Source organism: Tardisphaera saccharovorans (assembly GCF_046635845.1).
Classification (GTDB): domain Archaea; phylum Thermoproteota; class Thermoprotei_A; order Marsarchaeales; family UBA168; genus UBA168.
Window position 1 is genome coordinate 643,700 of sequence record NZ_JAQQXN010000001.1, and the last position, 24,835, is coordinate 668,534.

Below are 24,835 nucleotides of genomic sequence, written 5' to 3' on the forward strand. Positions count from 1 at the left end.
AGGGCCATTTCACTGCTAGCTTTTGGAATTTCACAGGGGCAACTTTGCTCTAGATGCGGCTACCGTGGCGGCCGCGATGAAAACACCGCTAATGGCCAGCATGATGTATGGAGAGTAAACGTAATGAAGGAAGTAAGACGCGGAGAAGCCCAAAAAGACAGGCCCTAGAAAAGACCCAGCACCAATCGTAGATTCGAAAATGCCCGCCTTGGTTCCCCTGGAACCCTGCCCCTCCAGCACCCCGTGTATTGAAATCGCGTAGGCCATGCCAAGGAAAAGCCCGAGCAGAGAAGGGGAAAGCCCCCAGAACCAAGATCCCAACATGAGACCTAGCGGAGCTATAAAAGCCGCTAAAAGGGAAAGCGATAAATTCCTGACGATCTTGTCTCCAATCCTATCAAGCGCCTCACCAATACCTACCATGGCTGCTACCCTGAAGAAGCCCATAAGCGCTTCATACGATCCAACGTAAAGCGAGGATATTCCTAAACGATAAGCGGTCACCGGAAAGTAGGAAAGAAAACCGGTCCCAGCGAAGCCGTAGCCGAAGGCCGCTAAAAAGTACATGGCGTTCACAGTTCCTTTCCCGTTTTTTTCGACCGTTTTTGCCTCTTTCTCCCCCTTGAAGAGAAAAATCGAAAGGATGGCGCTTATTATAACGATCAGCGTTATCGCCGCAAAGGTTCCTGAAGGACCGATCGCGTAGACCAAAGCTCCGCCTGCAAATGGCCCTGCCAGCGCGCCAATTCCCCAAGATAGGTTATAGTTCCTGAGACCCTTTCTGCCCCCGCTTATAGCTGCCGTTGACTCAAGGCTTGGCCAGTAAAATGGCCATTCCATGCCTTCAACTACGCGCGCTATCATGAGTAGGTTTAACGACCTCGAGACGAAGTAGACCGCAGTTATTCCTGGATAAGTTATGAGGAAAAGCGTGATCGGCACCTTTGAGCCGATCCTATCTCCTATCCTTCCTGCCATGAGAGGCATAAAGGAATATAAGGCACTTGAGAGCCCTCCCAACAGGCCTATCTCTAAAGGGCTAGCACCAAGCAGGTAGCCCTTTATGGGTAATGCCACAAATTCGATTCCCAACACAAAGTCTCCTAGGAAGGCCAAGTAAAGCGCAAAGGCACGCTTAGGTTTCACGAGCTCCGACTTGTACACCTTATAAGCGATGCGCGCAAAAGCCCAGGGAAACACCTCTACATGTTCCTTTGGCAGCTTGGCCTGCATGTGTTAATGAGAGGCCGCGCAATGAATAAGCGGCAATGGGGACATGCCATAAGGGATACTCCCGGAGCCACGGTGAGGACGCCGATAACTGGGGTTGCCCTGCTTTTTTGTCGCCTTGCGCTTATAGAAATGCGCGCCGGCTATTGCGCTTTGAGGCATTAAGAGGGTGACTCAAAAGGGAGCGTGTCGGGCCCGCGCTTTAACTTTTGCGGGAAGCGGGAAAGGTAACGAGTTCATGAGACAGCCGCGTCAAGCGCAGCTATGGAAAGTGGTTGGGCTCCAATGGTACTAAGCTTTTGATTAGAAATAACTTTTTTGTGGCCAGTCCTAGCCGATCTGGTTCTCTGCTTATATGTTGGAGGGTAGACCGCGGGCCTCGCGTTCTGAAATCAACTTCTCAACTTCAATGCCTTTCGGGTTACGGGTGTCAAGTCATGAATAATGACCACTGCATCGCTTTCTCGTAGTGATTTTACCTACGCTCTTCCGCTGGTCTGAGGGACACATGGCTCTATCACGGAACTAACCAGTTCAATGCCTTTCATGAAATCTTCAGGTCCTACGCTGCCGAGGCCTATACGAACTCCCGTCTCAACTCCGAAGTAGCGGCCCGGTATCGTCATCACATCGGCATCAAGTAAGCGACTTGCAAGCGCTAGGCTGTTTACGCTGCAGCGTGAAGCGACAAAGGCTATGGGCATTCCAGGGACGTGGATAACATCTGAGAGGTTTGCCAGCGCGCGCTCATTCTTTGATATTATGTCGGCATTCCTAGATTCGAACTCGCGCTTTTCAGACAGCGCCCTAGCAGCGTACCTCAGTTCGAGATCGAACGGTCCAGGCGATATTAGATCTGCATAACCCTTTACCTCTCTTATAATGCCTTTCTCAGCTATAACCCAGCCGAGCTTCACGCCGCTCATGGTGTAGAACTTTGACGTGCTTCCAGTGAAAATCACGTTAGGCAAAGGTGCTTTGATTTTGAGCTTAACGAAGTCGGAGAACACGGAGTCAACTATGGCATAAGAATGAGATTCTTGGAGCCAGCTGCTGAATTCTTCCAGTTTGTGCATGTCCATGTATCTTCCCGTCGGATTGTTTGGATTCGAGATCACAAGAGCGGACGACCGCGGCAGGGGGCCCTCAAGATCGCGTGCGGTAAGGACTGAAATGTTCAAGGCTGATGGAAGTACCCTTATGGGTTCATATTCGGGAAGAAAACTGACGGCCTGGTTGACGGCTTTCCTTATGGCGATCAGGGAAAGGAAGTTGCCCTCCTGAGTGCCATGCACGAGAGCAACTTCATCCAAGCTTGCGCCATAGGCCTGAGCAACCAGAGAAAGCGCATCTGCATCTGTAGGTTCAAGCTCATCGGGATTGATTGGAGACATGGAACTAGAGGAAAGGTCAAACCTCGCCCTATGGGTTCTCATCCACTCGAAATGCTCAATCTGCATGGGATAAACTTAACGGAATTAATAAGCTTCCATTGTAGAATGCAGCGTGAAATGGGCAACCGCTCTTAATCGAAACGAATTTAAACATGACGGGTACAGAGCGGCTAACGTTAAGAGGGAAGCTTCATCAGTGGACTTCTAGGAGATCGGGAGAAAAGAAGGCCGGCGAAGGATGGTTAGTGAATTGCTTCACTGCTACAGGTAGGCTTTCCCGGTTCGTTGACCCGCTTGCTTCCTTGCGTGAAGTACGAGATAATTGTTCCAATGCGCTGCTCGCGGAGGCGCGATCGTCCCAGGCACCTCGCCTGCATTCCACAGGCGAAGTACTTTGCTCCGTTATGACTAGGACTACATAATACCCCTTGGGATCAGAAGCCGCATGAGGAACGGGCGAAGCCCCCCTGAGCGCATTCCTTACGTTAACCAGCACTTTATCCGCCTTTTGTCCTCTATTTAATTCGAGCGCAGCTATGCCACTCGCTATCACGTGCTTGGTGGACCACTCGGCCTCAAGGAAGAGCTTCCTGTGGGAGAAAGAGCCTACAAGATCTTGCCTTCGTCAAACCGTAGGTCGTAGGTTTTGGCCTTCTGCGCCTTTCCTTTCCAGGCTTCTTTTCTTATCTCGTGTTAATCTCATTCTTCTTGGGGTCAGGCGTCCTTACGTAACCTTAGGCTCTCCGCGTATTTTCTCAGCATTCTGGTATTACCTGTCCGCTTATCGCCATGAATCGGGATGGTGATCAAAAGAGTCCTTTCCGCGGTTCTCTTTTACCTGCGGAAGCCTTCTTCGCGTGTCCTAAGACGCCTTGGTTTTTGCGGCGCTGACGCTCCTAGGTATTGAGGGTCGCTTTTTTGTACATTGAAGCGCGTGGGCGATCGCTACCAAATAGCGCCTCCATAACCTTGGCCTTCGAGCGCTTTGTCTCTCGGATTTGCCCCTTAAGGAAGTTCGCGATTCCCGGTTTTTTAGAACACCTTCCTGCCTTACTTCACCGCTTGGACATAGCGATAGCAGAGATCGCAAAACTGAGTGCGATCCCCTTCATCTTTACCGCGTAGTTACCCATTGCGCATTAGCCACAAAAAACTTTCCATGAAGTGCCATCCATTCCTTCAAGGGGACTTCCACTCCTACGGCCCATCACGTTAAAGCACCCATCATGAGATGAAATGAAAGTCGCGTACAATACGCTGGCCCTTTTGTATACTGCAGACAAACGGGAGGTCTCCGCGCTTACTAGGGTATTTGCCTATCTCATGCCTGAAGCCTTGCTACCTCTCTGAAAGCCCTGCTAACATATGAGCCATCACATAATAGCTGGCTGATGTTAGCGAAACCATTACCGAGCGCATGAGAAAAGTTCCTTGCAGGTACTAAGGTAAGGGAATGGCACAGTACGCTTAAGGTGATCTTTTAGTGTGGCTGCGTATACAACTGAACTTTCGATGTGGTTGATTTTCGTTTTGCATTAAGCCTGTTGAGCCTTTGCTGATTTAGCCTTATCAAAATAAGAAGAATCACCACAGGCAAAATCAGGGAGAAGTACGCTAGCCTCATCCCAATTAAGGATATGACCGCGCCAGCCAGAAATGGCACGGCCACCCCAATGATCATCATTACAGAAAAAAAGAAAGAATTTGCAGCGTTCCTTAGTTTTTCTTCAAAGCCGCGGCTTATGTAAATCAGCGAAATCGGATACGTAAGCCCGTGAGGTACTCCAAGCAGAAGAAAAGCGACCGCCAACATAAGCAATGACCTAGAAATCGCCATGAGCGTTAACCCTACCAAGGTAAGGGTTATGCCAAAATAAGTCAAGTTAAATAACGCCTCGAAGTGCTTAATCGAAAGGATAAGTCTCACGGTGAAGGATGCAGCAAAAAATACGGCAAATAAGAGCTCAATTTGAGCATAGGACGCGCCGAAGACGTCCTTGGCATATATGCCTCCAAAAGCCGTCAGGATTGCAAACGGCACGTTGTAACTGAGTATATTATATACGGCAGTCATGAAGTAAGGGTTAGAAGAAATTTGGCCAAACTTAACTGGTTCCTTTTTTTCACTTGCTGGGAAGCGTATAGTTGGAGAAAGGGCGGCAGTCAAAATACCTAACGGCGCGAAAAAGAGAAAGGCTTGCCTTAGCGTGTACTTCATGAGTATTAGGCCCTCTAGGGAAGGGCCCACGATCAGGCTAGTGCTTAGGCTCAGCGTGTATATAGCCAGTACGCGCTCTCTAGTCTTGGCATCTTGAAACAGGCCGGCCGAGGTCACTATGTTTGGCATTAAAAAGCCCAGCACAAACCCCGAAAGGGCAGCTAACAACCAAATCGTAAGTGGAGTGGCCAGGTAGAACAGCGGAAGCATCACCGCAAATCCAACGCTGGAAAGTATGAAGAAGAACTTTCTCCTAACGGCGCATAACCTTGAGTTCAAAAAAGCGCTTGCCAAGAAAGTAAATCCAGCAAATACCCCGGATATTACGCCGATTTCCGTTGGGCCCATGGAAAACTCATACTTCGCCAACAGAGGCACCGTTGTGACTACCATGTTGTTACTTGCCCTTAGGGCAAACGTCATAGCCACTATTACGATGATTGAAATAATTATTGATGATTTCATACGAAATGCTAGGGTCGTTGCTATAAAAAGTTTTATTCGCTCGATTTTAAAAGGTTATATGCCCAGAGCTCGCCTGCCATGAGCTAACAGTAGCTGACTTACTTTTGCTCGAGGCCGAGCTCGCTTGAGCTAGACCATGATCACGAAGCAGGCGAACCATCTTTTTTCAGTAGGCGGGTAGAGCCTTCACGGTCTAAAGGGAGGTCATCACTTCCTTACGGCTTAGGTGTCAAAGTCTTCAGCGCAGGTCCAATATAAAGGGCCCTTGGCCTTATTATCCTTCCTCCCATCTGCACATACTCCTCAAAGTGAGCAAGCCATCCAGCGGTCCTTGAAAGCGCAAACATCGCTGTGTATGCTCCCTTCGCGTAGGGAATACCAAGGGATGCATATACTATAGGGGAATAGAAATCGGCGTTTGGATAGATGCCTTTAGCGGCGAGGGACTTGAGGCCTACCTGTTCCAGGGCTAGGGCAGTTGCGAGCATTTCGTGCAGTTGCCCTTCTGATGCCAACTTGATGGCAATGGATTTGAAGATCAAGGCCCTGGGATCATAGGTCTTGTAAACGCGATGCCCAAAACCCATGAGGCGCTTCTTTCCGCTTGCCACATTTTTGTCGAACCATTCCTTTGCGGACTGCGGTGCTCCCACCTCGTTAAGCTGGGCCATAACGCCCTCTGTTGCACCTCCGTGAAGAGGGCCTCTCAGGGCGGCAAGGGCGCTTAACACCGCTGAGTAGGGATCTGCGAGCGTGGACACGGTCACGAGCCCAGCAGTTGTCGAGGCAGGCACTTCGTGATCAAGGTAGAGTATTATGGCTTGGTCTAAAGCCCTTACCTTTTCATCGCTTGGTTCCTTGTCTTGAAGTGCGACCAAAAAGCTGCGGGCATAACTGGCGGTCGGGCTCGGAAGCTTTGGCTCCTTACCCATGGCATGCCTGAGAGCAATTACCGTAATCGCTGCCATCTGCCCCAACATGGTTGCAAAGGCATCGGGCATGTGAGTCTTTCTCCACTGGAAATCTGACCCCGCGGCCAGTGAAGCCATGGCAACAGCCTGCATTCCTACCACATCTGAGGAGCGGGGAAGCGCTGCCACCGAGCTAACGACGTAATCAGGTAGCTCGTAGCCCTTTTCTACCAAGGTCTTGAAGCGGGCCAGCTCGCTGTCGTCCGGAAGCTTGCCGTAAAGGAAAGCGTACTGGATCGCCTCGGCGCTCGCGCCGGAGGATATTATGTCCTCGATTCTGTATCCGAGGTACCTTAGCTCCCCCCTCTCTCCGTCTATGTAGGTTAGCCTTGTGGGCTTTATGTAGACGTCCTCTAAGCCAAGCGATAGACGCGAATCCGACAGGTAAGCCGTAGCAGAATCCTCGCTTGCCTTGTAAATTGTATCCATTATGCCCGAATGATAATGGATATTTTTAAACCTTATGGCTAAAAATTTGAATTCCATTCAATAATTTGGGCTGGATTTGGTATACCGTGCTAAGACTAGCGGTAAGATCCCTCCTGCCTTATACCTCTCCACGTGCGGTAGCGTGTCAAGCCGCGCTTTAGCGACAAACGACCATGAGCCTTTTTCGTCGCGACAGGTCACGAGGGCATCGCATCCCGGCGAAAGGCCGTGGGGAAAGCGCACGGAAAATAGCTCTTTACCGCTCAAAACCCTTAGGCTATGGGCATCAACCTGCAGGGGTAAGATCCCAACCGAGATCAGGTTTGAAAGGTGAATGCGCTCAAAGCTGGCAGCCATAACTGCCCTGACCCCCAGGAGCGCTGGGCCTTTCGCTGCCCAGTCCCTCGAGCTCCCGCTTCCGTACCTTTCCCCGGCTATGATTATCAGTGGAACGTGCTCTGATATGTATTTTTGAGCCGCTTCAAACACGCTCATGATCTGACCATCTGGCAGGTGCGCGGTCCACGGTCCTGTCCTTCCTCCAGCGAGCGCGTTCTTGACCGATGGGTGCGCAAAGGTGCCGCGTACCATCACCTCATGGTTTCCCCTTCTGGATAGGTAGGTTCCCAGCTGTTCAGGGCTCACACCTTGTTGAACAAGGTACCGTCCCGCGTCGCTGTCTACCGGTATCTCTCCGGCGGGGGAGATCATGTCCGTGTTCACGTCATCACCCAGAACTAAAAGAGCGCGCGCACCCTCGATTTCCCCGCGCTCCTCAGACGCGAAAAGCGGCGGCGGCCTGATAAACGTAGACTTGCGATCCCACGAGAAAAGCGCAGACGTATTAACTCTGAGCAAGCTCCAGTGCTCGCTCCCCTTGGTTACGGATGAGTACGCCGCTTTGAAGTCATCAGCGCGGACAACGCTTCTAACGGCCACGTCAACCATCTGGCGTGATGGCATGAGGTCCCTAAGGAAGACAGGCCTACCGTTGGGGTCTATTGCCATGGGCTCGCTATTCAGATCTACGTTGATCGTTCCGGCTATGGCATAGGCTATCACGAGTGGGGGAGAGGCAAGGTAGTTCGACGCTATAAGAGGATGAATCCTGTAAGGGAAGTTTCTGTTTCCGCTTATGACGGAAACACCCTTTAATCCCTTGCCGATGGCCTCTTCGGCTTGAGGCAGCAGCGGTCCAGAGTTACCTATGCACACGGTGCAGCCAAAGCCCGTCACGTGAAATCTGAGCGCCTCGAGATAGGGGATAAGTCCTGCTCTTTCTAGATAGGCCAACACGGCAGGGCTACCCGGGGCAAAGCTCGTCTTCACCCAAGGTTTAACCGTTAGTCCCCTCTTTACGGCCTCTTTGGCAAGCATGGCAGCGGCTATCATGAGCCATGGATTTGACGTGTTCGTGCAGCTGGTTATTGCAGCTAAGGCAACGAAGCCGTCCTGCATGCTTTCAGCAGCCATACCATGTGAGCTACCGAAGCTTCCGAGAGGCATCCTCTGGTCAGGTCTCGATGGGCCAGATATGGAAGGTTCCACATCTGATAGGTCTACCTCGATGATCCTTGAGTAATCGGGCTCGGGATCGTCGGCGAAGATACCCATTTCCTTGGCGCAATCTCTCACCAAAGTAACCTGATCGTCGCCCTTTCCTACGGTCTTCAGAAAGGAAAGCGTTTGCTCATCGATAGGAAAGAGCGCTGTGGTTGCTCCATATTCAGGTGCCATGTTAGAAAGCGCAGCCCTGTCCGGTACCGGAAGCGTTCTCGCCGCTGGCCCAAAGAACTCCACCAATGCCGCCACCACGCCGCTTTTTCTGAGCTTCTGCGTTATGAAAAGTGCGAGATCGGTGGCAGTCGCCCATCCCTTTATTTCCCCTACAAGCCTGACCCCGATTACCTCTGGTATGACCGCGGTATACGGCTGACCAAGCATGGCCTCCTCGGCTTCAAGTCCCCCTACGCCCCATGCTAGGTAACCAAGCGCGGAGGCCATGGTTGTGTGGGAGTCCGTGCCCAGGAGCATCTCTGGAAAAGCCGTTGACCCATCTCCCGATTGAGTTATCACTTTCGAGAAATGCTCCATGTTCACTTGATGTATTATGCCCTTTCCAGGCGGGACAACCTCAAAGTTCCTAAAGGCCTTTTCGGCCCACCTCAGGAACGTAAACCTTTCTTCATTTCTTTTCAGCTCAAGTTTTGCGTTCTCGGCAGCCGCGTCCCAAGATCCAAAGTAGTCAACTTTGATCGAGTGGTCAACTACCAGGTTAACGGGTATCGCGGGATTTACCTTAAGCGGATCCGCCCCCCTGCGCCTGACCTCGTCCCTGAGGGCCGCCAAGTCCACCAGTACTGGTATGCCCGTTGCATCCTGAAGTATTATCCTTGTTGGCCAAAGCCTAATGGGCTTACCAATGTTCTTTTTCCAGTTGATGAGAGCTATGGTCGAGTCTTCATCGCCGTTTCTGAGGGCGTTTTCAGCCATCATCCTTACCGCATACGGAAGGTGGCTCACCGAGTCGCCTAGTAGCCGCCTCAAGCTGTAAACGGCTATGGTCCCGTGCGGTGCGTTCAAATGCGAAAGCGCTCTCTGCCGTAACTCCTCAGGGCCTTTCTCGCTCACTTCTGCTCTCCCCGATCCAGCGCCAATTCTAGGTTCTCCTGCACCTTTGTCAGGAACTCCTGAAGCGTTGCTACGTGACTAGGGGGCACGGCAGACATGGAGGCCACGTCCTTGGTCATTACGCCGTCAGCCTCGACGGTCTTCTTTGCCGCCCACTCCAAGGTATCAGAGAACGTGGAGAGTTGTGGCGTGTCGTCGGCTTTCCCTCTTGCCCTCAGGGCGCCAGTCCAAGCGAAGATCGTAGCTATGGGGTTCGTGTAGACGGGTTCGCCCTTCAAGTAGGCGTAGTAATGCCTTTGAACCGTCCCATGTGCCGCCTCGAACTCCTTGAATCCTTCTGGAGAGTAGAGCTCTGAGGTCATCAGGGCAAGCGAGCCAAACCCTGACGATATGAGGTCGGAGAGAACGTCGCCGTCATAGTTCTTTGCCGCCCAAACAAATCCTCCCTCAGATCTAACGGCCCTCGAAAGGGCGTCATCTATGAGGAAGTAGCTGTACGTAATTCCCGCCGCCCTGAACTTCTGGGCGTACGATTTCTCGTAAATTTCGTCGAATATCTCCTTGAACTTGGCGTCGTAAACCTTCGATATGGTGTCCTTGGCGGCAAACCAGAGGTCCATTCTTTCATCAAGCGCGTAATTGAAGCATGAGCGCGCGAATTCTTCGATTGAACTTAGGGAGTTTACCTTGACCTCTGCGATGCCCGGTCCCGTTACCAACTTACGCACCGAGTTCACCGAAGTGCCTGACTTGAAGGACAGTTCCACGTAACCGCCCTGCCCAAACTCCAGTCCCTCTCCATCGTAGATGTCGCCGAAGGCATGCCTAGCTATAACTATGGGTTTTTTCCACGACCTCACAGCGGGAATTATGTTCCTGAGCAATATGGGTTTTCTGAATATGGTCCCTCCCAGCGCTTTTCTTATGGTTGCGTTTGGGCTTGGCCATTCGTTTTTTAAGCCATACTCCTTTACCCTTTCCGCGTTAGGGGTTATGGTTGCGCATTTAACTCCTATGCCAACCTTTTTTATGGCATTTGCTGCCTCAGCCGTTACGCGATCATCGGTTTCATCTCTGTGGCTTAATCCAAGGTCATAGTACTCGGTTTTGAGGTCCACGTAAGGTTTAAGTAGCAACTCCTTTACGAGGCTCCACATGACGCGGGCCATTTCGTCACCGTCTATTTCAACTACTGGTCTCTTCATGTATATTTTTTCATGCAATTCGGTTACTTGTGGAATATTTTTCCCGATTTAAGCTTGGCGAAAAATTCTTATTTCAAAAAAAGGCTGTAAATTGAAAATCGTTCCGCCGAAAAAAGAAGCACTTAAGTTTGGTAGCCGATAATTACTTCATGAAGTACGTGAACCTTGGATCTAGTGGAGTGAAGGTTTCGGCTCTATGCCTTGGCACATGGCATCTTCCAATTCTGTCGGAGCTAGATGAATATGGCGTCCACAAGATAAATGATGACCTTTTTCTTAAGATCGCCAAGAGGGCATACGACAGCGGTATAAACTTCTACGACACCTCAAACCGTTACCACGGAGCCATGGCCCCTGTTGACCTTAACCATGTTGGCAACGCTGAGAAATTGCTCGGCAAGTTCTTGGCCGAGGTCGACAGGGAGTCGGTCGTGCTGGCCACAAAGGTAAGGGGGCAGATGGCGGCTTGGCAGAACGGGGAGGGTCTTTCTCGCAAGCACATCAGATGGCAGATCAGAGAATCGCTCAAGAGGTTGGGTACATCTTATGTGGACCTTTACCAGATACACTGGGCTGATCCATCTACTCCAAAAATTGAGATCCTTAGCACGCTTAATTACCTCATATCTGATGGAACGGTTAACTACATTGGCATAAGTAATCACTCGGCCGCTGACGTGGCTGGGTTTATGCAGCTTTCGGCCGAAAGAGGGCTTGAAGGGTTCATCAGCACGCAGGATCTCTACAACGTAATAGATAGAGGGCTAGAAGCAGAAAAGACTTGGATCTTAAATAGGTATGGAATGGCAGTTCTTGCTTACTCTCCCATCGCTCAAGGTGTGCTCACCGGGAAATACGTGGACTTCAGCTCCGGAAAGTGGGTTGTACCCGAGGGGACAAGAGGTGAGAGGTTCGAATCTGTGAGGAGGTACTTCACCGATCAAAACCTAAGGCTAATTAAGGAACTCAAGGATATAGCCGACTCAAAGGGCGCAACCGTAACGCAGGTCTCTCTGGCATGGCTTATGAGTTCGCAGGAGAGGCTTGGTTTTGTCACGATCCCAATAATAGGCGTTACGAGCATCGATCAATTGGAAGAGAACTTAAGAAGCCTTGATGTGAAGCTTACGAAGGATGACCTGCAAAGGATCGATGAGATCACGGGCAAGGGCATGATCTCTCATTGACATCACGACGCGCGCGGACGCTTCAGCTCACGCGGTTACGCAAGCGGCACGCCTAGGCGCTGGTGTTATCGGCGGCCCAACCGCTTGACAAGACGTTATGCGAGTGGGGAGTTTACGCTAAGAACGGCTTATCTTTTAGCTAATAAGCGACGATAACAGGCGTCATCCTCTCGATATGCGCGGATTAAATGATGACCCATCACCCAAAACCTTTAAGAGTAGCCCGAAAACCAATCCAACGTGCAACCAGCTCAGATAATGGGGACGTTTACCACAAAAGACGGTAGGCCTGTACTCATAAGGGCGATCGACCTAGGAGACGTTGAAGGCTTACTGAACTACATAAACGCGCTTATAGAGGAAGATGCACCCATCTCTACTAACGAAAGGCAGACATATCTCTCGGAGGTGAGGTTTGTAGCGGATGAAATTCAGAGAATGCTTAAAGGAGATCTCTTGAGTCTAGTCGCGCTTGCTGAGGGAAAAATCGTTGCACATGCCAGCATAAGGAGAGGATCTGGCAGGGCAAAGCACGTCGGAACCCTAAGCATTGGCGTTCTCAGTGGATGGAGGAATGCGGGCTTAGGCTACGAGCTCATAAGCATTTTGCTAAATCTTGCAAGGGCCGAAAACTACAAGCTCATAAGGCTCGAAGTCTACGTCCACAACGCTTCCGCGATTCACCTTTACGAGAAACTTGGATTTGTCCAGACGGGAATGGTGCCAAAGATGGGGCTCTTTAAAGGGGGATACGCAGACGCGCTGATCGTGTGCAGAGAGCTCTAGCTTATCGTGAAGGCTTTTTGACTGGCGCACGGTTGCTCATGTTGTGATAGGTCATCTAAGCGTAAATTAGAACGTTTGAGATGCACATGTTAGAGCACGAAAATGGGTTCCGCGCTGCGCTTAACGTTGATTAATTCTTTCAGCCTACCTATTAAGTTACGAACCTAAGGCGCGGCTTAGACATTCCCACCCTCTCATGGAATTGCTTTCCTTTTCCGCTAGGGCATTGACCGTTAAACAAGACTAGATAGGTACGATACTCCCAGCGTGATTCCCTTTTTGACCTTTTCCTCGGTCCCGCTGTAGACCGGGTCTTCATGCTCCACGTCAAGGGCACCATCGTATCCGCCCTCGCGTAAGGCCGTTATGAATGCCCTCCAGTTTATGGATCCCCATCCAGGTATCCTATACCGCCACCAGCCATGCCCGAATATACCGACGCGCGAAAGCCTATCAGTGAGTAGCTCTGTGTCTTTGGCATGCACGTGCATTATCTTAGGTGCGTAATCATGCGCAGCCTTCACGTAGTCAATTCCCTGCCATACCAGATGAGATGGGTCAAGCTCTAGGCCCAAACTAGGGAACATTTTAAACAGCTGATCCCATATCTCTGGCGAATAAGCTATGTTTGTACCGGATGGGAACTTTTCCATGGGGCAATTCTCGATCGCGATCTTCACGTTCTTGGAATAAGCGTAGTCGAGCACCGGCCCAAATTGCTCCTGGGCTAAAGCCAAGTTTTCTTCTACGTCCTTCCATGGGTCGCGACCCACAAAAGTGCATACCAAATCGATATCGTTGTTCGATGCGAAGTCGATGGCGTCCTTCACGTGATTCAAGTTAGCTTTCCTTCTTTCCTCATCTGGATCGAGAAAATTGGCGTAAGCACCGATCGCCGATATGCTTATGCCCGTTTCTCTAGCCAGTTCTCTCGGGCTTTCCTTATAAGGAGCGTAAGCGAGTTCCACCGTCTGAGCGCCTATCGACTTCCCAAAGGCAAAAAGATCAGAAAGGGGAACATTCCTTAAGGCAGAGGAAAGGAAGCCAACCTTCATGTCGTTTCACCATGCACCCATGCATCGTTGCGTAAAAACATGTTCATTTTACGGTCTTAAATAGTCTGATTACGGCGCTTGTGCCCCCTATTTTCTTGGTTTACTTTCATGGGGCGTTTTTTTAAGTCGACGGTTTGGCGTGTCGGATGTTTAAATCCTTCAGGAGGAAAAGATAACAAGAAGAGCCTAATGCTAACGTTTGGGCAGCACGCAATAGGCTAAGGATGGCGCATCCCCCTATGGCTAGCGCGAAGTAACATAATCGGAAGTCTTGGGGGAAACTCTCGCGACGACCTAGCAAAGGCTTCCTAACGATGCCCCTTCCACGAACTCTTATGCTTGCAGCACGAGCTTGTGGCTTGCACGACGTTTTAAACATCGTAGTTCTGAAGCGAAACCCAAAATAAGGCACCAATTTTATATGCTTGCATGAATTTGGTGTTGTATGACGTTCGTCTCCTTCTGTGCTTAATTCTTTAGGAAACTGGTCTTCATAAGACACGTGATCGCAAGTTAAATGGTTACCTGAATAGCAAACAGTTGCTGGGATCGGAGGCTATTTCATCTCAAAGTTGAAAGAACGCGCAAAGCTTGCCTCCAAATGGGATCAAGCGACCCCAAGGTGCAGTCGCCATTAATTTCTCGACTTCCACTTAGGAATACTCACGTGTACGTAGCCATGTTCCCGTGTTGATTAGCCCATCTGCCCGAGGATTACAGGGTCGATCCCAGCCATATTGCAGAACTTAACAAGTTCATCCTCATGATTTCCAGCTATTCCATGGATGTGGTTTGCGGGAAAGACATTCATGAAGTCGTCGAATGAGCACTTGAACCTAACGAACATATGTGGCCACGTGGGATTCGTCTTGTCTTTTATCTTTTCTTTTTGCTCGTCGGGAAGGTCTACTGCTTCTGCTTCTGCTATTACCATGAACGGTTTTTCGCCAACTATGCCAAGTCTTGCGAAGGTCATCTCACCTGGAGCTGCGTCGAATTCCACTGATGCCCCACCCTTCGGGAAGTACCTTGCAACGGCCGGATAAAGTGTTATCTTTTTGAAGTTATCGCGTGGATCAAAGCTCCTTGACGCATACCAGCTCGAATGCTCGCCAGAGTTCGCTAGAACCCATACATCATAATCAGGAACATATAATCTCACGTCGGCGAAAAGGACGGGCACCCCCCCTCCTATGTACTTGAGAACTTGCATGGTTAGCGCGCCCGCCGCGTCTGCCTCGGTAGCGCAGACCATTGGTTCCTTACGACCATTCCAATCATAGGGATCATTCATGAGCATTTCCGCCACGTCGGTAGTAACAACGCTTTCGGTAAATTCCCTTTGCCCTTTAATGCCGCAGAAATCAAAATCATATTTTTCGTTTACACTCTTTATGGCAAGGTAAAGCCTTATTTGTTTCTTGAGGATCTCTGGACTTAGCCCCTGGCTGTACTTTATCCTATCCGCCAGTAACGAGGATAGCCAGGCGAAGCCTTTGTCAACGTCCTCTGCGCTCACTTTATCCATCTCTTCGCGTAACAGCAGCTGGTCTATGTGATATTCCGTTACGCCAAAGTACCTCTGAAATGGTATTATGTGGAAATAACCGGTCTCCATACCCATGGAATGGCCTCCATACGAACCGTAAACCTGCCCCTTAAGCGACGCGTACGCCTCCGCGGCCTTTATCCACTTAAGTATGCCCTGGCGAACGCGCTCGTCCTTTAAATCACCGACTATCCGATCTGCCCGCAGGCCCGATTGCCTGAGCGCTCCTGAGGTGGCCAAAAGCCCTACGTTACCAGGATAGTCTCCTTCGTTGTTTGAAAAGTTTAGGATTGGTTTTTCCTTTCCAATGATGTTTAACATGGGCCAGACCAAATACGGGTAATTCCACACGTAATATTGGAGTATTAGAATTCCTACCCCTTCTCTTTGGAAGTATTCGCCTACCTCTTTCGACTCTTTTACCGATGTAATTATTTTTGGCGCCGTGACTACTTTTGGACGATTTCCTTCATAACTGACAGCTTGCAAGAGGAACTCGCGAAGTGCTTGCACCTGCCTCTCGCAGAGAGGTTTTAGCTGTTCCATCACAAATGGTCTTTCATCACCTAGCATAACTATGCCTATGGGCACTAATCTCAATTTAGTATATGCAAGAAGTTGTTATTAAGTATATCTTATAGTTTATTATACGTAAACAGAGTAATTGGTGCAGTTGAAACTGGTATGGGTGCCAAGGAAACCTAGATGTCTTCAATCGCACCGCGATGTAGGTCGCTAGCGCTTTCAGCTAATAAAACCGATGCAGTGATCGCAATGGATCACTTGGCGTTGCCCCAACCGGCATATGAGGCATTGGTAGGTGCTTGATACAAGTTTAAGTTAACGCGCTCTGCCTTGCGCTTTCGCTCTAAGCGTGCGATCGCTCCATTTAAAAGAGGCAAGTACAGGGTAAGCCTAAAGCCAAGGCCTGACGATTACAAGCGCTTTTGGATTTGTGTTAAAGCCTTAATTTAAATGGGAAGTTCACCGCTATGACGTTAGAGTGCAGCTTGCGCTCTCGGAAGTATGCCGATTACTTGGTAGAAGCCTCATGGGCGTGCTTGGGCTCCTGAGCGGGATGCTTGCCGCTGCTTATCGTGACATCCGATTCAAAAATTAATTGAGGTTCGGGGCTGTGCAGGGCTTCTTGTTGATCAGGGATGAGACAAGTCGCTAGGCAAGCTCACGTTTACCTCTTTCTTTTTTGACGCGGACTCATATATGGCGTCGATGATGTAGTGCATCATGACTATGCCTCTGGGGTCAATGGGATTCTGCTTTTTGCCTTTTATTACGTCCACGAAGTCTGCTATCTTTTGCCTAAATCCGTCTACACGAGGCAGACCCGTAGGAGATATGTTTACCATGTAGCCGTTTTGATCAGTATAAAAAGTGGGCACTCCGTTCGTTATGGTGATTCCTCCCTTTGTACCAAGGACAAGAGGATTGCCCAAGGACTCGGCGTGCATGGCCCACGCCTGCTTGTAAACCATGGTGAGACCTCCCTCGAACCTTATGAAGGCGGCCGAGAAGTCCTCGACCTCAAACTTTTCTGGATCCCACTTCCACGCTCCTACTACCTCACTTGCCTCCTTGTCGTGACCGATATAGCTGGCTGTGGTCGCATCTACCGCAACTGGAATCGGATGATTCAGAAGGTAAAGAGATGAATCAAGCGGATAGACGCCTATGTCGAGGGTGACCCCTCCTCCCGCAAGCTGTTTGCTTATGAAGGTTGGGCTTCCGGGTAGCCCTCTTCTTCTTCCGGTTTCAACGCCCATGCCAGTGGCCTCAGCATAATACGCCTTACCTAAGAAACCAGAATCGACAAATTTTTTCGAAGCAATTAGAGCTGGGTCGTATCTGCTTTGAAATGCGACCATGAGCGTTTTTCCAGTTTCCACCGCAGCTTTATACATGGCATATGCGTCATCTCCGGTAGACGCCATGGGCTTTTCCACGAGAACGTTAACTCCCTTCTTCATTGCGGCTATAGCCGCTGGAGCGTGATACCTGTGCGGAGTGCATATGCTAACTCCGTCCAGTTCAACGGAAGAAAGCATTTCATTGTAGTCTTTGAAGGCGTTCTCGCGAGGAATGTTCCACTCCTTTATTCTCCTCTCTAGGGCGTTTTCGTCAACGTCAGAAACGGCTACGATTTCGACATCAGGTATGGTCATGTACCTCTGATAGTGAGCACCAGCTATACCACCAGCACCTATGAAGCCTATTCTTACCTTTCCCGTTTGGCTTGGCATACGACGCAGAGGCTGATGCATTAAAGGCTTTCTTTTAATTGGGCCTTTGCGCTACCGCTAAAAGGCTCTCAGAACTAGGCAGGCAGCGGTCAGAGCCAAAGGGCTATTAAATGACGGCAATCGCCTGCATAAGTATAGCAGGAGGAGATGGTCCAGGTAGATTTAGCAGCCCTGGACGGCTATTAGAGGCTTGCCTCTTCACTTTTCGATCAACATAAAAGGCGCAAGCAAGGCCAAGCGAAGCACAGCACGTCGATATTCGCTTACGCTACCACAGGTCACGTGAATATGCGGCATCGCGGTCTTTTGAACGTCATTTCTTCCCGCATCTTTTCTCTTGTGCTTTAGATCGATCGCATTTGCAACTTGAGTTCGGTAAAAGGGGGTGGCAGTCGGTGAGATCAAAAGCGGCGACCGATGGGAGATCGTCAAATGACCACAACTTGAGAGTACGTCGTGCCATCGCGAGCTCGAGAGTCAGACTAATTGTGCCCATTACGAGGGTTGACATTAAGGGGGGACTGCTCAGCGATCAACAGGGGAAATGCGCCTCAAAGGTCCTTACGAGTACCGTGATGCAACGCGAGGTTTCCAGGACGACTTAGGCCGATATAAAGCGGGCAGAAACGGCAGCGTGAGGCTTGGGAAGGACGGAATCGTGTTGTGAAAGCTTAAACGTTCATGCATCACGGGCGTATGAAGGCAGTCGTGATAGGTTGCGGCGGCGTCGCAAATTGGGCGCACTTGCCGAACTTGAAGAAATTAGGCGTTGAGGTGGTCGGGGTATGCGATATAGTGGAGCAGAGGGCCGAAGATGCGGCGAAAAAATACGGTGGATCGCCTTTTCAGGATTATCGCGATGCCCTAAAACTTGAAGCCGACTTTGCCGTAATAGCAACGCCACCCGATACGCATTATGAAATAGCGAGATATGCCCTAGAGCATGGAAAGGACGTTTTCTTAGAGAAACCCTTGGCAGCCGACCTGAAAAGCGCACAGAATCTTTACAGGGCTGCGACTGAAAGCGGGAGAAAGCTCGTCCCTGGGCTCTGTCTTAGGTTTAATCCCATGTTTACGTACGCCGCATCTAGGGTAAAAGAGCTGGGCAGGCTCCATTACGCATACAGCTTTGCTCTGGGAAACGCCGAGGGCTTGCTGGGCCCTTCCGGGTGGGTCCGCGAAAAAAGGAGAAGCGGCGGAATGATGACGGAGAACGTCATTCACATGATAGACGCCCTTCGCTGGTTTGCAGGAGAATACTTATCCGTAAGCGCAGTTTACTCCACGTTCACCCCGGGCTCTGACATCGAGGATAACGTTTCGGCATCAGTACGCTTTGAATCGGGAGCCATAGGCAATATAAGTAAAAGTTGGACTTCGGCAAGGTCGCTTGAAGGGTGGGGGATCGTAGGTGAAAATGGCTCAATAACCGTTGAGGGCTACGTTGACGGGAGCTTAAGGGTTGACATCAAAGGTTACGGCGTCACGGAGACACACTCTTATCAAGGAGGAGGGCAACAGATGTACCTCGACGAGATGTTGGCATTCACGAGGTTCTTGAAGGGAGAGATCAAATATCCCGTTTCCGCACTGGACGCTTTAAGGGCTCAGGAGCTTTCTGAGGCCGCCCGTCTATCATCGGAATTGATGAGGGAGGTGAGAATCGATGAGGTCAGGAATTAACGCCTGGATATTTGGGTCGCTGCCGGTCGATGAAAAGATCAGCATGGCGCGGAAGCTGGGCTTTGAAGGTATTGAGCTCAACTATGGAGACGATGTTCAGGATGAGAGCGGCCTTAAAGTTCCCCGTGACCTGGCGTTACCCAGCCTATGCACGTCCCTTTTCTGGAGGTATCCGCTTAACTCTCCTGACGAGGAAACAAGGCGCAAGGGAGTAAGCGTTGGAATCTCCATGGCTAAGACTGCAGCAAAATTGGGGGCTGGCGTTATCCTGGTTGTGCCAGGTGTAAACAACCCAAGCCTAAGCTATGACCAGCTTCTCGCGCTGTCCGCTTCTTCCCTTAAGCAGATAGGTAAGGTAGCCAGGGATCTAGGGATAACCGTGGGTGTCGAGAACGTTTGGAACAAACTGTTGTACAGCCCGGTTGAGTACGCGGCGTTTATAAAAGAACTAGGAGAGGGCTTTGGCGCATATTTTGACGTAGGAAACGTGATGGAGATAGGTCATCCAACTCAGTGGTTGAAGGAGCTTCGCGGTATGATAGTTGGCGTTCACTTTAAAGACTACGATCTTCAGTCGAAAAGGTTCGTCCCCCTGCTTCAGGGAGACGTTCCATGGAAGGAAGTAATGCCGCTCCTCTCTAGCTACAGTGGCTTTGTCATGGTTGAGCAGGGCCCATACAGGGGTCATCCTTATCAGGCAGCGGTAGATGCCAGGGCGGCAATGTCAACTATATTTTCCTACGCCGTGCGACCTTAAAGGGAATTGCGCCAGACTTTTAGCTCGCCGAAGGTCGATGGGGTGGAAGTCCGCTTCCAATCCGAGGGAAAGCAAATTCGCTTGAGCTCTGGCAAGTATGGCGCTTCTGCCTCAAGCATTTCATGACCCATTCTCTCAATTTTGGGAATCGTGAGGGTGCTTAAGTCAACTGGTCCAGCAGGAGCGCCTCAATTACCGCTTTTCTGCTCCCCTCTTTTAGTGCCTTGACCACTAGCTCTTGAGAGTTTATGTCCATCAGGCTCAGGGCGGCCAAATGCGAAGGCAGCTTTCCCACGTAGGTTGGGTGTATGCCGCTCCCATCAACAAGCACGGGCAACTCTATTACGCTCTCAGGCGGAAGGTTTGATATCAAGCCATGATCTTTCTCGTTACCGTACACTCTTGCCGGTGTCTTTGTCTCGATCGCGTGGATGATCTGCGCTGCATACTCATTACTCCTATTTAGTACTATCTTGGGTGATTTTTCGAGACGATCTCTGCTTTCCCTGTCGCGCGTTGCGCGCCTATCCATTAACTCGAGCCTTTCGTTGTGATCCAATATGCGGTACCTCTTCAAAAGCTCTTGGTTCTTCCGGAAATAGGGCAGGTACTCCGAAAGATGATTGCTGTCTTCTGCGGAATAATATCCGAAGGCCTTGAAGACCTCTACCCCGACAAGGTCGTTGTAAGCCGGATGCGTGGGATCGGTATATACCCTTGGATCGTTCAGCTTTTCCCTTAACATGGGATATATGTCATTGCTTTTCCACATTAGTTTGACGAACCACGCCATGTGGTTTATGCCCGCTGCAACTTATTCCAATTCCTCACATGGTATACCCGCGTACAGAGACAGCGTACGAGCGGTGCCAGGCACGCTGTGGCATAGCCCCACGTACTTTACCTTGGTTGGGTCCGAAACCGCCCATGACGCGATTGCCATCGGGTTTGTGTAGTTTATGAGCAGCGCGTTTGGCCTTTCTTCCTCCATGTCATGGGCAATGTCAACGATGGCGGAAGCATTCTTAAGGCCATAAAATATGCCACCTGGGCCCAGCGTGTCACCTACTCCTTGCTCAATGCCGTACTTCGCAGGGATCTCGAGATCCAGCCGATAAGCCTCCATCCTTCCTGATCTTATGGAGGTTATAACGTAGTCGGTATCTCTTATGGCCTCCTTCCTGTCATTTGTAATGTCGAGCTTTGCATGCAGACGGTTGTCAGCTGCTGCCTTTTCAACGAGCCTTGCCGTTGAAGCCGGCCTTTCTTGATCCATATCCATCAGAGAAAGGTTTATACCCTTTAAACTCCGGTATGTCAAGAGGTCAGCCGTAATTGTTAGGCTAAAAGCTATGCTCCCGGCACCCATTATTGTCACCTTGACATAGGGCAGTTAAGCGCTTTTTATCGGCGTTAAGGAAGGGTCGTTTCTTCGATGACTCCAAGTTTTCGCTCGCAGGAGCTTAATACCGTCAGTGATCCGCTAGGCAATCTTTTTGTGGGAAGTTATTTGGCTGCACGAGGGATTTTCGGCGAAACCGCAGATTGAGACCGCGGTTTGTGGACGAGCAACGACTCGTAGAAGTGATGGGCTTTTTAAATCACCTAGAAGACTTTCACGCACGCTCCCGCGTGGCAGCGCTTACGGGAGAGTTGAACCTTACGGGTTTGCCAAAGATTTGGCCAGGCTTTCATTTGGGCTTGGTTCACTTCATCGTTGAAGGATCGGAGGAAAGAAATGCCGATTTTCCGAAAAGCTGATACCGCAAGCCCATCGCTGGACCTCCGCGATGCGCCTTTCCGCAGCCTGTAACTGCCGTTAACGGCTTCTTTTCTGGCGCTTTTGCGTGGAGTACTTCTAATGTGCGCTGTTTGAGGCATCATCGCTTTACGTCTTTCACATGGGCCTTGCGCCCTGCGCGTTGTGTTTTAGGTGGCAGCGATTTGGAAGTGCTTGGGCTTTCCCTCAGATGATTCGAAATCTAATGTTGAGCCGCTTCATGGATTTTATAAGATATCGGGTATTCTGATTATGTGGTCAAAGGTCTTTCCATGTAGAAATACCTGAATTATGAGTGTGAACTCATAAGAGTTATGTAAAAAGTATGACTCGTGATAGGTTTAAATATCGCTTAGTTCTAAGCGTATGAAAGCATATAATCTCTTATGCGAGTTTGCGCGCGACCCGATGGGCATAGAGGCTGAGGCTCCAAGGTTCACGTGGTCTGCTGAGCCTGAGCACAGGGGCCAAAAACAGTCATCTTATGAGATCGAGGTATATGATCAGGGTACGTCAGAAAGAGTATGGGGGAGCGGTCGTGTGTCGTCGACTGAACAGTCAGCTGTTTACGGTGGTTCTCCCCTGAAGCCCGCTTCCTCTTACAGATGGAGGGTTAAGTGGTGGGACGAGCAGGAAAATGAAAGCGAGTGGAGCGATTGGGCACGCTTTGTAACCGGGCTTCGTTCTTGGGAGGCAAAGTGGATAGAGGGAGGCGGCGTGTTTAGAAAGGAATTAAAGGTTGAAGAGGTCAAAAGAGCGTTGGCCTTTATTTCGGGGCTAGGCTATTACGAGCTTCACATAAATGGCAAAAAGGTCGGAGACAAGGTGCTGGATCCAGGTTGGTCAGACTACAGCAGGAGGGTGCTCTACTCCGTTTATGATGTGACCGATTACCTCAAGAGAGGAGAAAACGCCATTGGCGTTTTGCTTGGCCATGGAAGATACATAAAGAGGTACGGATACTCTGACGCGCCGACGCTCATCTTTCAGTTAGTTATTGACGGAAAGACGGTTGTCGTATCTGATGAGAGCTGGAAGTGCGATCAGGGTCCCATAACGTTCGATGACGTATATGGAGGAGAGACGTACGATGCAAGACTTGAACAGGAGGGATGGGACCTCCCAGGGTTTGATGACTCAAGTTGGAAGCAGGCCAAGTTATCGGATCCTCCTAGGGGAAAGCTGGTCGCTGAAGCGTTTCCTCCCGTAAGGGTTACCGGAAAAGATAAGCCAATATCAATTACAAGCCCCAAACCCGGTGTATTCGTTTTAGATTTCGGGCAGAACTTCACCGGCTGGTTAAGGGTTAAGGCGAGAGGAGCCAGAGGAAGCGCTCTTGTCATAAGGCACTCAGAGCTAATCAACTCGGATGGCACGTTAAACGTAAAAAACATACGGGGAGCCAAGGCAACCGACACGTACGTCTTCAAGGGAGATGAACTAGAGGAGTTCTCACCTCACTTCACTTATCACGGATTTCGTTATGCTGAGATAACTGGTTATCCTGGCACTCCGTCCATAGAGAGCGTTGAAAGGGAGATTGTCCACACGGACGTGGAGCCGACAGGAGGCATCTACACCTCGAATTCTCTCATAAATAGGATACATGAGCTTACGGTGAGGGGGCAGCTCAGCAACCTCATGAGCATACCCACCGATTGTCCTCAGAGAGATGAGAGGATGGGATGGATGGGAGATGCTCAGCTCTCCGCGGAGGAGGCAATTTTCAACTTCTGGATGCCTTCTTTCTACCAGAACTGGATATCTGAGATAAGGGAGAGTCAGCTTGAGGATGGACAAATACCTGATGTGGTGCCTCCGTTCTGGAAGACGTACCCAGCCGATCCAGCTTGGGGAATAGCTTACCTGGAGATCGCCTGGCTTCTTTACGTTTATTATGGAAACAAGAGGGTGCTTGAGGAGAACTATGAACCCATGAAGAAGTACGTTGGCTTCTTGGCATCCAAGGCAAAGGATGGCATCTTATCCATAAATAAGTACGGGGATTGGTGCCCTCCATCGCATGTGGTATCTCCGGACACTCCGAGGGAGCTTACCGATACATGGTATTATCATAGGTCTCTTTTCCTCCTGTCAAAGATTGCCGCTGCCCTTGGGAAGGATAAGGAAAAAGAGCAGTATGCGGAAGAGGCGAAGCGGGTGGTAGGCGCTTTTAACTCGCGCTTCTTCGCAAAGGATCACTATGGTCCTGGCAGCCAGACATCTGACGCGCTCGCCATCTACGGAGGCTTTGTAGGAGGAGCCGAAAGGGAAGCCGTGACGAAGCACCTAATACATGACGTGGAAGTTGAGCATGACTCTCACCTTAGTACTGGGATCATCGGAACTCGCTATCTGTTTGACGTGCTGTGCGACGTGGGGAGGCCGGACCTTGCGTATGCCGTGGTGAACCAGAGCTCTTATCCCGGCTACGGCTACATGATAAGGGAGGGGGCAACGACGCTGTGGGAGAGGTGGGAGCTTCTCACCGGGGAGGCAATGAACTCTCACAATCACATAATGTTTGGAAGCGTTGACTCGTGGTTCTACAGGTACATAGCGGGCATAAGGGCAGATGAGGGTGAGCCAGGGTTCTCTCACATAGTTTTTAAGCCAGAGGTGCTTTTGCTTGATCACGTATCAGCGTCGTTGATGACCTTAAAGGGAAGGGTTTCAATTGAGTGGCAGCGTCAAGGCAACACCTTGAACGTAAGGGTTCACGTGCCGGTGGGAAGCCGCGCGACCGTGCAGCTGCCCAAAGGGCAGCTCTTAATCGAAGAAAAGGAAGCTGCCGGCGAGCTTCCTCAAGGAGTTCACGGGATAAGCGAAACTGAAGGGCAGATTAACGTAGAGATATCTTCCGGCGACTACGCTTTCACTGTATCCATGTCAAAAAAGGCGTGATTTTTAAAGTTGGCATAAGGCTTTAACTTAACTCTTCCTGATTTTTGTAGCATAAAATACCCTAATCGGCATTTCCAGAGTTGCGTTCAAAGGACGCTGATAGTTCGATAGAGCTCAAAGGGGGCATGGCTTTTTGTTCGTGACGAGAACTAGTGGGCTACCATCCAAGCATCTGTCACATGGGGGAGAAGGCCATAAGAGCGCTACTGATTTATGGCTAAGGCGATTTAGGCAAGGCGCTAATGGCATTATTTGGCAAAACCGACTTTTTATGATGGGGTTGTTTCGTTTTTAGGTTCGTTCGGGTTTTATAATGAAAACGGTTAAGTGCCA

The 24,835-nt window shown here is 50.2% G+C and carries 17 protein-coding genes; 6 read left to right on the forward strand and 11 right to left on the reverse strand.

Going from position 1 to position 24,835, the window contains the following annotated elements; all coding sequences use genetic code 11:
* Nucleotides 1-30: 30 nt before the first annotated feature.
* The 6 genes from PRZ02_RS03130 to PRZ02_RS03155 all read right to left on the reverse strand — a co-directional run bounded on the left by PRZ02_RS03130 (nt 31) and on the right by PRZ02_RS03155 (nt 10,561).
* Nucleotides 31-1,146, reverse strand: coding sequence for an MFS transporter (locus tag PRZ02_RS03130; protein ID WP_449464381.1), 1,116 nt, complete (start codon nt 1,144-1,146; stop codon nt 31-33).
* Between the two features lie 563 nt (nt 1,147-1,709).
* Nucleotides 1,710-2,690, reverse strand: coding sequence for an aminotransferase class I/II-fold pyridoxal phosphate-dependent enzyme (locus PRZ02_RS03135; RefSeq protein ID WP_449464382.1), 981 nt, complete (start codon nt 2,688-2,690; stop codon nt 1,710-1,712).
* Nucleotides 2,691-4,104: 1,414 nt separating this feature from the next.
* Nucleotides 4,105-5,307, reverse strand: a complete 1,203-nt coding sequence (locus PRZ02_RS03140) for an MFS transporter (RefSeq protein WP_449464383.1) — start codon at nt 5,305-5,307, stop codon at nt 4,105-4,107.
* A gap of 215 nt (nt 5,308-5,522) precedes the next feature.
* A complete protein-coding gene (locus tag PRZ02_RS03145; RefSeq protein ID WP_449464384.1) occupies nt 5,523-6,707 on the reverse strand; it encodes a citrate/2-methylcitrate synthase in 1,185 nt (394 codons plus the stop codon).
* A gap of 57 nt (nt 6,708-6,764) precedes the next feature.
* A complete protein-coding gene (gene acnA / locus PRZ02_RS03150; RefSeq protein WP_449464385.1) occupies nt 6,765-9,338 on the reverse strand; it encodes an aconitate hydratase AcnA in 2,574 nt (857 codons plus the stop codon).
* On the reverse strand, nt 9,335-10,561 hold the full coding sequence (locus tag PRZ02_RS03155) for an NADP-dependent isocitrate dehydrogenase (protein WP_449464386.1): 1,227 nt from the start codon (nt 10,559-10,561) through the stop codon (nt 9,335-9,337). The genes acnA and PRZ02_RS03155 overlap by 4 nt, the downstream gene beginning before the upstream one ends.
* 131 nt (nt 10,562-10,692) lie before the next feature.
* On the opposite strand from PRZ02_RS03155, the gene PRZ02_RS03160 reads away from it, so the two are divergent.
* Nucleotides 10,693-11,730: an aldo/keto reductase gene (locus PRZ02_RS03160; RefSeq protein WP_449464438.1), complete on the forward strand. Its 1,038-nt coding sequence runs from the start codon at nt 10,693-10,695 to the stop codon at nt 11,728-11,730.
* 240 nt (nt 11,731-11,970) lie between these two features.
* Nucleotides 11,971-12,516, forward strand: a complete 546-nt coding sequence (locus PRZ02_RS03165) for an N-acetyltransferase family protein (protein ID WP_449464387.1) — start codon at nt 11,971-11,973, stop codon at nt 12,514-12,516.
* 233 nt (nt 12,517-12,749) lie between these two features.
* Here PRZ02_RS03165 and PRZ02_RS03170 read toward each other — a convergent pair whose 3' ends face one another.
* From PRZ02_RS03170 to PRZ02_RS03180, 3 genes are all read right to left on the reverse strand, one after another.
* Nucleotides 12,750-13,571 (reverse strand): sugar phosphate isomerase/epimerase family protein, encoded by an 822-nt coding sequence (locus tag PRZ02_RS03170; RefSeq protein ID WP_449464388.1) that lies wholly within the window; start codon nt 13,569-13,571, stop codon nt 12,750-12,752.
* Between the two features lie 694 nt (nt 13,572-14,265).
* Nucleotides 14,266-15,711, reverse strand: coding sequence for an L-fucose/L-arabinose isomerase family protein (locus PRZ02_RS03175; RefSeq protein ID WP_449464439.1), 1,446 nt, complete (start codon nt 15,709-15,711; stop codon nt 14,266-14,268).
* 563 nt (nt 15,712-16,274) lie between these two features.
* Nucleotides 16,275-17,378, reverse strand: a complete 1,104-nt coding sequence (locus tag PRZ02_RS03180; RefSeq protein WP_449464389.1) for a Gfo/Idh/MocA family protein — start codon at nt 17,376-17,378, stop codon at nt 16,275-16,277.
* A gap of 395 nt (nt 17,379-17,773) precedes the next feature.
* Here PRZ02_RS03180 and PRZ02_RS03185 point away from each other — a divergent pair, with 395 nt between their 5' ends.
* From PRZ02_RS03185 to PRZ02_RS03195, 3 genes are all read left to right on the forward strand, one after another.
* A complete protein-coding gene (locus PRZ02_RS03185) occupies nt 17,774-17,983 on the forward strand; it encodes a hypothetical protein (RefSeq protein WP_449464390.1) in 210 nt (69 codons plus the stop codon).
* A gap of 91 nt (nt 17,984-18,074) precedes the next feature.
* Entirely contained in the window at nt 18,075-19,061 is a 987-nt protein-coding gene (locus PRZ02_RS03190; RefSeq protein WP_449464391.1) for a Gfo/Idh/MocA family protein, read from the forward strand.
* Nucleotides 19,045-19,818, forward strand: a complete 774-nt coding sequence (locus tag PRZ02_RS03195; protein WP_449464392.1) for a sugar phosphate isomerase/epimerase family protein — start codon at nt 19,045-19,047, stop codon at nt 19,816-19,818. The genes PRZ02_RS03190 and PRZ02_RS03195 overlap by 17 nt, the downstream gene beginning before the upstream one ends.
* A 160-nt stretch (nt 19,819-19,978) precedes the next feature.
* Here PRZ02_RS03195 and PRZ02_RS03200 read toward each other — a convergent pair whose 3' ends face one another.
* Complete coding sequence (locus PRZ02_RS03200) at nt 19,979-20,620, reverse strand: family 4 glycosyl hydrolase (RefSeq protein ID WP_449464440.1); 642 nt, start codon at nt 20,618-20,620, stop codon at nt 19,979-19,981.
* Between the two features lie 12 nt (nt 20,621-20,632).
* Nucleotides 20,633-21,187, reverse strand: coding sequence for a family 4 glycosyl hydrolase (locus tag PRZ02_RS03205; RefSeq protein WP_449464393.1), 555 nt, complete (start codon nt 21,185-21,187; stop codon nt 20,633-20,635).
* A gap of 777 nt (nt 21,188-21,964) precedes the next feature.
* Here PRZ02_RS03205 and PRZ02_RS03210 point away from each other — a divergent pair.
* Nucleotides 21,965-24,502 carry a family 78 glycoside hydrolase catalytic domain gene (locus PRZ02_RS03210; protein ID WP_449464394.1) on the forward strand — a complete coding sequence of 846 codons (2,538 nt, stop codon included), beginning with the start codon at nt 21,965-21,967 and terminating at the stop codon, nt 24,500-24,502.
* Nucleotides 24,503-24,835 lie beyond the last annotated feature (333 nt).